This window comes from Marinospirillum sp., from assembly GCF_014859565.1.
The window spans coordinates 1-9771 of the sequence record NZ_JACUUA010000132.1; the positions used below are offsets into that span (position 1 = coordinate 1).

Here is a 9771-nt window from a genome sequence, read left to right on the forward strand (position 1 = left end):
CGTATCACTACGCCACCGGTACTGTGCCCAATAAAACACAAGCGGCTCACCTTGGCTTGCTCCAGCAACTTTATTGCATGATCCTTCAGGCGATGAATGCAGGATTCCAGTGAATCATAGGTCAACCCCAGATCCACTGGATAAACCGGATACTCTGTTGCCAGCACCCGCGCTAAAGCATGGCAGGCGCTGGCATCTGAGTAAAAACCGTGAACGAGGATAATTCCGGTTGTTGTAGCTGACATCATTTAAGGTGGTTATCCGATCATTTTCTTAATATCGTTGATCAGCTTTTCATAAGATGCCAGTTTTTCAGTTTGTTGCTGGAAGTCAGCTTCAACCTGCTTCAACTCCTTGCGTACATCCTCAGTTAGCTGTTCGGCCAGGCCATCACGCAGGTTTTCCAGTTGCAGATAAAGGTCTTTAGCAGCTTCTCGGAAGGTATCTGACATGTGGCTGAACACTTCATGCAATGCTTCGTTCAGTGCATCTTTAAGCTCTTCTTTTTCGCTGCTGCTGGTGACTTCCCCCTTGAAATGCTGGCTGATCATCTGAGTCATATCGCCTGCATCTAGATGAAGCTCAGGAATTTCTAACCTGTCCAGAGTATGACTCAAGAGGTTACGAAACTGTTGTGGGTCAAAGTCTTCGCTGGCGGTATCCAGTTCGTTAAGAAGAGTGCGCCGCAAGTCAGCCTTAAGTTTGTGAGCGTTGATTAAACGGTTAAAGCCCTGCTCAATTTCCAGCGAGGTTTCCCGTGCATACTGGCGCACTTGCTCGGCAGCATCGGAAGCACTCAAATACTCATAGCTGACAGAGTAGGTTCGGTAGTGTGTTTCCGAATCACCCCAGGTCCAGGGCTTATACCATGTCGATGTACTGACTTCGTAACTCTCGCGCTCCGTTTTGGTGCCTGTTCTGGCTTTAAGCTGGGAATAGCTTTGAATGGAGGCTTGAAGTTGGTTGAGTAGGTCGCGTGCAGCGATCCGGGCTTGCTCAAGATTGGTGTCAACCTGCGTGCGCAGGGTGGCATTCATATTTTGAATGCGTCTTTCGCAGATTTGCTGCTGCTTTTTCAGCTCCTGCAAATCACCCTTTTTGAGTTGTACATGGCGCATTTCAACGGCTTCGTGCAGGCTTTGCAGTCTTTCTTGTAGCTGCTTCTCGGTTTCTGGCAGCAGCCCTTGCTTTTGCTGTTCCAGTATTTGAATACGATCTTCACGGGCAGCTTCATAGTGGCCAACCAGCGCGGGGAAGTTGCCGATGCGCTGCCAATCCTCATGGGTAAACTGGTAGTTGCCCCATTCATTTTCGGCCATTTCCACCAATTCCTTGTGAACATGCTTCATGGTGTCACCCCAGGACTCTTGCGTCCACTGGGCAAAACCGTGGGCAAAGGTGCTGGCAAAAACTGGCTCCTTCATGCTGCGTAATAGTTTGGCTGCCTCTGCATTGCCTGCCTGCTCGCGTTGTTCAGCCAGTTGCTGCATTTTTTCGGCGGCACCACGGCCTAAGCGGGTTTTCAAGTTGGTTTCGGTGGCTTGTAAAGAATCGCGGTCGTAACCATCATCCAGAATCACCGAATCAAACTGTCCTGCGACCAGCACCATGCGTTTCACGCCCTTGGAAGGCAGCTGTTCTGCCAGCAAGTTCATATCCGATTGATCCAGAAACTGGCTGGCACGTGACAGGAAGAAGACCACATCACACTGACCCATATAGTCGCGGGTTTTCTGGGTGCGGCTTTGTACTGGATCATTCATGCCGGGGGTGTCTACCACTTCATAACCGCGCAGCTCTTCTCGGGGCAGATACAAGTGGGTCATCTTCACCAGTGCAGTATGCTGGCCGTTATCCCCCACAAACTGGTTGAGTTTATCCAGCAGCTCATCGGTATTCTGGGTGTGGAAGGTTTGCTCACTGCCTTGGGATAAAATTTGCTGCACATCCAGGCCATTGGCATTGGCCATATTTACCAGTTCCTTGGAAACCTTGGCCTGGCTGTGATCAGCGCCGCTTTTGGCGAGTTTTTCGATTTCCTGCCATTCATCTGGGGCGTAATACTCAACCACTAGGTGGGGCTTTTCGCCGTAGGTGATACGGGTGAGATTGGCAGTTTTAGGGGTCGCGGCTTCTGGCAAAATGGGCTGACCATTAAACAGCAGCGCATTTAGAAAAGTGCTCTTGCCTGCTTTTACCTGCCCCATAATGCCGATACTGAGCAGTTGCTGTTGCTGGTTAAAACGAGCCAACTTTTGTTCAAATTCAGGTTTTAGCTCTTGTAATGCCTGCCACTCAGGAAAACTCTCCGCTGTAGGCAGGAGTTGTTGTATTTGTTTCAGTTTTTCTTGAAGCTTCTTTTCATATTTTTTCATTAATTAATCCTCTTTACGTATCTTGTCCCAGTTAATATTTGTATTTCTATTAATAATAAGTTCTCGTTCGAAGTCATTAGCCTCGGTGTTTAAGTTTGGAAGTTCACGATATAAGTAATGAATAAAAAATGAGTTGTTTATTTTGTTTTTTGATCCTCGGAATCTACTGCTATAAGAAAGAACTGAGGAGTACGTTAAAGTGTTATCTGAAAAATCGATGCTTCCATTGCTATTGCCAGCATTATGGGTTAGAACGGCATGTGATTTATCCATGTATAGGTCGGGTTTGGCTATTGCTTTTTCTGCATCAAAGTATTTGCTGAAGCAGTTTTCAAATAGGCTGCCAGTTATTTCTCCTATTAAATAATAAAGACAAAACACAGCGCCGTTTTCAGCTGTGCAGCTGATAAAATCACACCTGTGTACCTGTATGAAGTAAGGATCGCTGGAGTGACCAAAAAACACACCGCCATATAAATTTGAATTGCCACAACTGACGAATTTCGTATCGGTAATTTTTACAATGGATTTTGTACTTGACTTGTAAATTACACGAGAATTTTTTAGTTGTATATTGCAGTTTTCTATGGTGATAGATCCCTGCTCAAGAACAAAAGAACTTATCTTCTTCTCTAGAGGTTGCCACCCCTTAATTTCGCATTGATATAACTCAATAGAGGCATCACCGATCGCCCTCACTAGAGGGTTAGTAACAATGCAGTTGGTTAATTTAAGACTTTCTTTTATGTTTAGCTTTGCCAGTTCTCCATCCCAGCGGATAACGGCATCACGCAGTATAAAAGTATCCGCTGTTAACTCTGTTTTTACGACCCAAAGTCCATTATCCAAATCAAAACCTTCGTCCAGCATTTTTTGAGTTAGCTCACGATAGAAAAACTCTTTCCAAATCTGAAGCTTGTAGCCGGTAAAATCAAAAGTAGTCGGTAGCACATCATCACTGGGCAACCCCAGCACCTTGGCTGCCAGGTGAACATAGTGGATCAGATCTGTTTCTTGTACTTGCATCAGTTGCGTGTATTCAGAAAAAACCTGACTTTGTGTTTCGGTTAAAGCTTCATCCAGCCGGCAAAGCACTAAACCATCAACAATAAAGCTAGCCGCGAGTTGGTGTTCTTCTACCAGTTGCAAGAACTCACGAAGGCTTTGCTGATTGGTTTTCTGAGCCTGCTCTAGTAGACGTGGGTAAGCATCGCTACCTAGGTTTAATGCATCCAGCAGCTGACAAAAAAGTCGGGACTGATTTTCGCTGGGGGTATTTTCTACCAGCAGCAACGTTGCCAACTGGGCGGCATAAGACTCACGCACATGGATATCGAAATTTGCCAAGCCGTGTTCTGCCAGCGGTAAGGCTTCAATGCGCAGTGCATCTAAATCAGCCAGTAGCTGAGGTAGATTGATATTACTGATGGTCATAGAACATCCTTTTTTTGCATCTGAACTCAAAGTAGTCGTGAATGAAACAGATTTTCGGGGTGCGGAAGTTGACCCATAAGCCTGTTTCGATGAACTGCTTCACCAGGTATGGCTAACATGGACAGGCTGGGTGCAATGTAAGCTGGGTGACGTAACAGTGCTTTTATATTCATAGGTTTGTATTGAACTGTTAGCTGAGCCAAACTGGGAGAAATACACATTAAGCGGCGTAATACAGTGCTGGACTCGATTTTGACTGTCAAACTTAACCAGCGCGATGAATAATCAACTTCTGGTAAGCCCTGCCCTTCTCTTATTTGGCTTAACAGTTGTGACAAGTCCACATTTTGTAAATCCAGCAGGTCAATATCCTGGGGTTCTGGCAGGGGGATGCCCTGATAATCACCAAGATTTTTTAAGCCCTGAAAAAAACGCTGGCGTAGGTTGTAGAGGTTTTCTCCGATGTTTTGCAATTCATCCAAGCCGTGTTGCGCGATTTGCTTGAGTTCCTGGGCATCTTCCAGCACCTCGGCCTCTTCACTCAGGGTTAGAATGCGGTTGAGCCGATTTAGGCGGCGGTGCCCAAGGCGCTGTTCGCTTTCAATAAATTTTTGGTAGCTTGCAAACTGGCGTTTGAAGTTAATCGCAAAACCCAGATCGCGTGGTGCTGCATTCCAGCTTTGCAGCTGCTGCACGATGGGCTCAGCCGGATAATCTTTTTTCTTGCGACTGGAAAAAGGCAACACCGCCAAGGCTGGTAGGGCACGTTTCACCAGCGTGGTGCGAACCAGTTCGACCATCTTTTGCATATCTTCGGGGGTGCGCTTGTCGGCACGGCTGATGACCACCAGGCGCGGGATGTCCTGCCGCAGGCTGGCTAAAAACTTGAGATCATCTTCTGAAATGGTGCCTGCCTCAGCGGAAACCACCCAGATAAGAAACTGCGCTGAATTAAGCTGAGCACGCGCCAGATTGGCATCAGTACGATCACTCCAGTTGGCATCATCAGGCTTGGAGTAGCCGGGAGTGTCCAGCAGTGCCAGGTTCTCAAAAGGAAAATCCGGCAGGCTGATAAAAGCCGATTGCAAGAGCGCGGAAACCTGACTGCCATAACGCTCTTTTTCATCATGTGTCAGGCTTAAAAACTCTTCTTGTGATAACTCCACTCGCCGCTTAAAGAGGTTGAGTGCGGTAATGGCTTCGGTTTCACCTTGTAGCAAATAGGTTGGTAAAGAGGTGGTGGGATCCACCTCGGTCGCCAGCCGCTTTTGACCTAAAAGGGCATTGATCAGGCTGGACTTACCGGCACTGAAAGCACCCCCCAATCCAACCACTACCTTTTGCGCCAGATCTGGAAACTCACAAAACTCGTGGAAGCGTTCCATTTCAAGCAGCAGGTTCTGATGCAGCTCGGTAAAATTGTGCGGGCTGCGCTGCCGGGCTAACTCCGGCAGTTCGTGGGTGATGATTTTTTTCAGCTTCGCCAATTCATCGGCCAGTTCGTTCTGCACGGGACTGGTGTCTGGATCGGCATGGCTGGCGCGGCTTAGAAGGTTGTAGCGTTCAAGAATCATCTGGTTGCTTACATGTTCAATAGGGTTGACTTTATTGGTTGATGTAGTCGTTAACTACTTTACAAAATAGCTTTATTTCATCATGCTGGCTCTTAAGAAGACTGACAAAGCAAGTGTTGTTTATATAAATATCTGTACTGCTTTTGTATGTTTCGCATTCGATTTTATTTACATTATTTAAAGATATGTAGTCTCTTTCTGTGAGCATGCCTGCATATGCATAGATTCTTCCTTGAGCTAGAGCAATCCCACTCTTAAAACTACCAAAAACTGTTCCGTCGACAGCAAGATCCACCATTATTGAATCAGATTTATTCGATTCATCTGTGAAACCATAAGATTTTGCAATATTCTTCTCTATTTTTTCAGATCGCTTTAAGCTTTTCATTACTTCAAACTCCAGCTCCTTTGGTGTAATTATTCTGCTGTAAATCCCTTTCTTTGTTTTGATTTCATCTTCATAATGCTCAATAATTTCATATAGTGATTTTTTGGTCTTCGTAGCATCTGCTTTTTTGGGTGTTTTTTCGGCTGGTTTTTTTCGCTTAAATAAGCTAAAAAAACCAATTTTTTCTGTGCTATTTTTTTCTCTCTTTAGCTTAAATAGATCTGTAAGCTTTCTTTTCTTCATGACGTGCTCCAGTTTTATTTTTGACAGAAAATCTTATTTATTTCTGAGAATATAACCGAGTGTTCTTCTTTGAATCCTTCGTTAAGGGACAGTAAGAAAATAAGATTTACAGCGAATTCAGCAAAAACATCTTCATTTTCAAAACAGTTGATTAGCTTGCTGTCAACTTTATATCCGGTTAAAAATGAAGCTGATAATAATTCAGAGGCAGATTCTTTTAGCCCAAAATGTTCTATCATTTTCTCAAGCTGAGAAAACTGCTTCTGGTTTATATAGCCATTTGCCTTGATTGATTCGGATATTGTTGCTGCGATAAATATTCTTTCAGCTTCAGCTAGATTTTTTATGGTTATAAACTGAATGCCCCAGTCCGATTCTTTTTTTGCACTGATGGCAGCTTTCTTTAAAGTTGCAAAGTCGGCACTGTAATTTGGCTCGCTTTTTTTTAAATGTTTTCGATGCTCTACTAGGGCATCAAGTATACTTTTTTGTGCTGTTTTTTTATCTGAAAAGTCCATGTGTAAACTATGGCCAATACTTTCCAGTAAAGTGATAAAGTTTGATTCGATGATCTGCAGATTATTTCTTAAGAGTTCTACTTTTTTGACTTCGGCACCAGCTATCGCCTTTAGCTCAGTAAGATCGTCGAGTGCAGCATGGTCATCAACCAGTGTTAAAATACGGTTTAATCGTGCAAGCCTTCTTTGTGCTTGCTTTTTCTCCGTCGTTAGGAAACCTTCAAAAAGGGCTAGCTGACTCATAAAGTTTACTTTGAATGGTAGCGCCCTCGGTTCTGCGCTCCAGCGTTGCAGGTGCTTGATAATTGGTTTTACAGGGTAGTCTTTTTTCTTACGGCTGGAAAAAGGCAACACAGCTACCGCTGGCAGAGCGCGTTGTTCCATAGTGGTGCGAACCAGTTCGACCATCTTTTGCATATCTTCGGGGGTACGTTTGTCGGCACGGCTGATCACCACCAGGCGTGGAATATCCTGCCGCAAGCTAGCTAAAAACTTGAGATCATTTTCTGAAATCACTCCCGCTTCAGCGGAAACCACCCAGATAATAAACTGCGCCGAATTGAGCTGGGCGCGAGCCAGGTTGGCATCGGTGCGATCACTCCAGCTCTTGTCATCAGGCTTGGAATAGCCGGGGGTATCCAGCAGTGCCAGATTCTTAAAAGGAAAGTCCGGCAGACTGATAAAAGCTGACTGCAAAAGTGCAGAAACCTGACTGCCATAACGCTCTTTTTCATCATGCGTCAGGCTTAAAAACTCTTCTTGTGATAGTTCCACCCGCCGCTTAAAGAGGTTGAGTGCGGTAATGGCTTCGGCTTCACCTTGCAGCAGATAAGTCGGCAAAGAGGTGGTGGGATCCACCTCGGTAGCCAGTCGCTTTTGACCTAAAAGGGCATTGATCAGGCTGGACTTACCGGCGCTGAAAGCACCACCCAAGCCCACTACTACCTTTTCTGCCAGATGCGGAAACTCACAAAACTCGTGAAAGCGTTCCATTTCCAGCATCAGGTTCTGATGCAGCTCGGTAAAGTTGTGTGGGCTGCGCTGCCGGGCTAACTCCGGCAGTTCATGGGTGATGATTTTTTTCAGCTTCGACAGTTCATCGGCCAGCTCATTTTGCACTGGGCTGGTGTCAGAATCGGCATGGCTTGCACGGCAAACTAATAGATAGCGTGCCCATAGTTCATCCTGGGTGAGCTCATTCATGATTTTTCCTGTTATTTTATGAGATTATTACTTCGCTCAAATCAGTTTTTATTGACTCTAATTCCTGTAAGTCAGCAAGGTATTTGCTGCGCATCTTTTCAAATTCTTCGCGTCCTTTCTTAAGCTCTTCTTCAAGCTGGTCAAGCGTTTGCTTGTGCTGCTGGTTTTGAAGCTCTGTGGCTGCAATTATCTGCTCTTTTGCCTCTTCTATTTGTTTTTTTAGCTGTTGACGCAGGGTTAGGTCTATTTGGTTTTTTACATCCGGTATAACCTTATTGATTATTTGATTTTTAACACTTTCAGCTTTGGCAGCTGGATCTTCTTTAGACGAAGCCCCACCAAACAAGCTGACAAACAAGGAAATGATACCGCCTACAACTAAGCCAATAGGGCCAGTTATTTTTGTAAGTATTAGCGGCAAAATAGATGTGATTACCTGCTGAATTCCTGAAGTGTTAATTTTTAAACTATCAGTTTTCTCTAAACCATCACCTGAAAGGTCTAATGTCGTATCAATGCTTAGCACTTCTGGTAAGTCTTGCTCTATACGATCAAAATAACGCTGAAGTTTAGGTGCAAACTCTTCTTGTATGCCCTCTGAAACTGCCAGACGCACTGTTGTTCCGATAGGTCCTTTTATATCTGCACCATTAATGGCTTGTGCAGCAAGTGACTCTACCTGGGCAAGCAAACTGCTTTCGATGCGATGGATGATTTTAGATGCTGCCGGACCAAGTTGTGCATCTAACGACTGTGTTTCCATTTGAACACGGTCAGCAAACTGCTGCATTTCCGTTTCGAGAACTTTTCTCTGCGCATTGAGCTGCTCTTCATTCAGGTTCTCCTGGTTTGCAAGTGTCTCAAGCCGTTTTTGTAAACCTGCCATGTCACGCAGAAGGGGTGTAACAATTGCTGCTGAATATCTTTCGCCTACCCGTGTCTGCAAGCTCAGCAGAAGCTCCACAAAACTTTGTATCTGATTCTTACGTGCTGATATTTGTACAACACCTAAAGGAGGCTGCCCAAGTATTTTTGTAACCTCTAGCGTGACTTGTTTTTGAACAGCATCCACATCTTCTTGCGGTTTTTTATCTGACTTGGTGATAACGACAATAGCAGGCATTTTACGAACGGCTAGCTCAGATACAAATGCACGTAAACTATCTCTGAGGTTACCTTCATCTGCACTTACAACGAGACAGTAAGCCAGGCTTCGATATAAGTAGCTATCAATTGCCCTGGAGTGCTGGTCAATACCTGAGTCCCATCCGGGCATGTCAACTAGAGTTAGCTGGCTGATTGCCTGAAGGTGTCCTGCTGGTAGCCTTGCTTCTAGCCAACCATTTGGTAGGAGGCTCGAAAATTGTTGCGCACGTACAGCTTCATGACTGAGATTTTGAGTTTGTCCATCAGGTGTGTAGCCTATGAACTGTATTTTAGGGGCATACGTCAGCTCAACCGGCAAAGCTGTTTCCGGATTTACTTCAACAGCAAATAGCTTTTCACCAATTAGCGCATTGACCAGGGTTGTTTTACCAGAGCTAAAAGCACCAACAAGTGGCACCCTGATAGTAAATTTTTCAGCTTCAGCAGCAATGCGGCTAAGCTCAATGCTTGATTTTTCATATTGGCCATAAAGGTGCACCAGCTTAGGTAGGCTATTCTTAACAGCTGTTGCCTGTGGCAAGCTTTCATGTTGCGGATACATATTGTCCTACTCCTTTAATTGTTTGGTGCTTATAAAGTGTTAAGTGCTATTTGGTATTATTTTTTATTCAAATGCGCTTGCATCTCTGCCAGCAAGCCTTTCACTGGCCCTGCTGCTTTATGTTCCAACTCACTATTCCCGCACTTGGGGCAATTGCTTACATAGTCGTGTCCTGGCATGAACACATCGCTTCTCGGGGCAAAGGTTTTGCTCCAGCCGCACTGTTTGCAGATCAGTTCAAAAGGCTGAGGTTTGATCATTCTGCTGCTCCCTGTGTTGTGCCATAAAAACCATTTAGCTGGTTCAGCGTTTGTTTGATTTCTTCCAC

General features: G+C 45.0%; 8 protein-coding genes. All 8 read right to left on the reverse strand.

Going from position 1 to position 9771, the window contains the following annotated elements; translation table 11 throughout:
- Positions 1-248 (reverse strand): hypothetical protein (locus IBX50_RS14035; protein WP_292256844.1); only part of this gene is annotated, 248 nt, incomplete at its 3' end.
- Between the two features lie 9 nt (positions 249-257).
- Positions 258-2375: a dynamin family protein gene (locus IBX50_RS14040; RefSeq protein ID WP_292256846.1), complete on the reverse strand. Its 2118-nt coding sequence runs from the start codon at positions 2373-2375 to the stop codon at positions 258-260.
- A gap of 3 nt (positions 2376-2378) precedes the next feature.
- On the reverse strand, positions 2379-3809 hold the full coding sequence (locus tag IBX50_RS14045; protein WP_292256848.1) for a hypothetical protein: 1431 nt from the start codon (positions 3807-3809) through the stop codon (positions 2379-2381).
- A gap of 26 nt (positions 3810-3835) precedes the next feature.
- Positions 3836-5383 carry a dynamin family protein gene (locus IBX50_RS14050; protein WP_292256850.1) on the reverse strand — a complete coding sequence of 516 codons (1548 nt, stop codon included), beginning with the start codon at positions 5381-5383 and terminating at the stop codon, positions 3836-3838.
- Positions 5384-5414: 31 nt separating this feature from the next.
- Positions 5415-6014: a hypothetical protein gene (locus IBX50_RS14055; protein ID WP_292256852.1), complete on the reverse strand. Its 600-nt coding sequence runs from the start codon at positions 6012-6014 to the stop codon at positions 5415-5417.
- 14 nt (positions 6015-6028) lie between these two features.
- Positions 6029-7735 (reverse strand): dynamin family protein, encoded by a 1707-nt coding sequence (locus IBX50_RS14060; protein ID WP_292256854.1) that lies wholly within the window; start codon positions 7733-7735, stop codon positions 6029-6031.
- Positions 7736-7751: 16 nt separating this feature from the next.
- Positions 7752-9443, reverse strand: coding sequence for a dynamin family protein (locus tag IBX50_RS14065; RefSeq protein ID WP_292256856.1), 1692 nt, complete (start codon positions 9441-9443; stop codon positions 7752-7754).
- 56 nt (positions 9444-9499) lie between these two features.
- On the reverse strand, positions 9500-9771 hold a 272-nt coding region (locus tag IBX50_RS14070; protein ID WP_292256858.1), incomplete at its 5' end, for a hypothetical protein.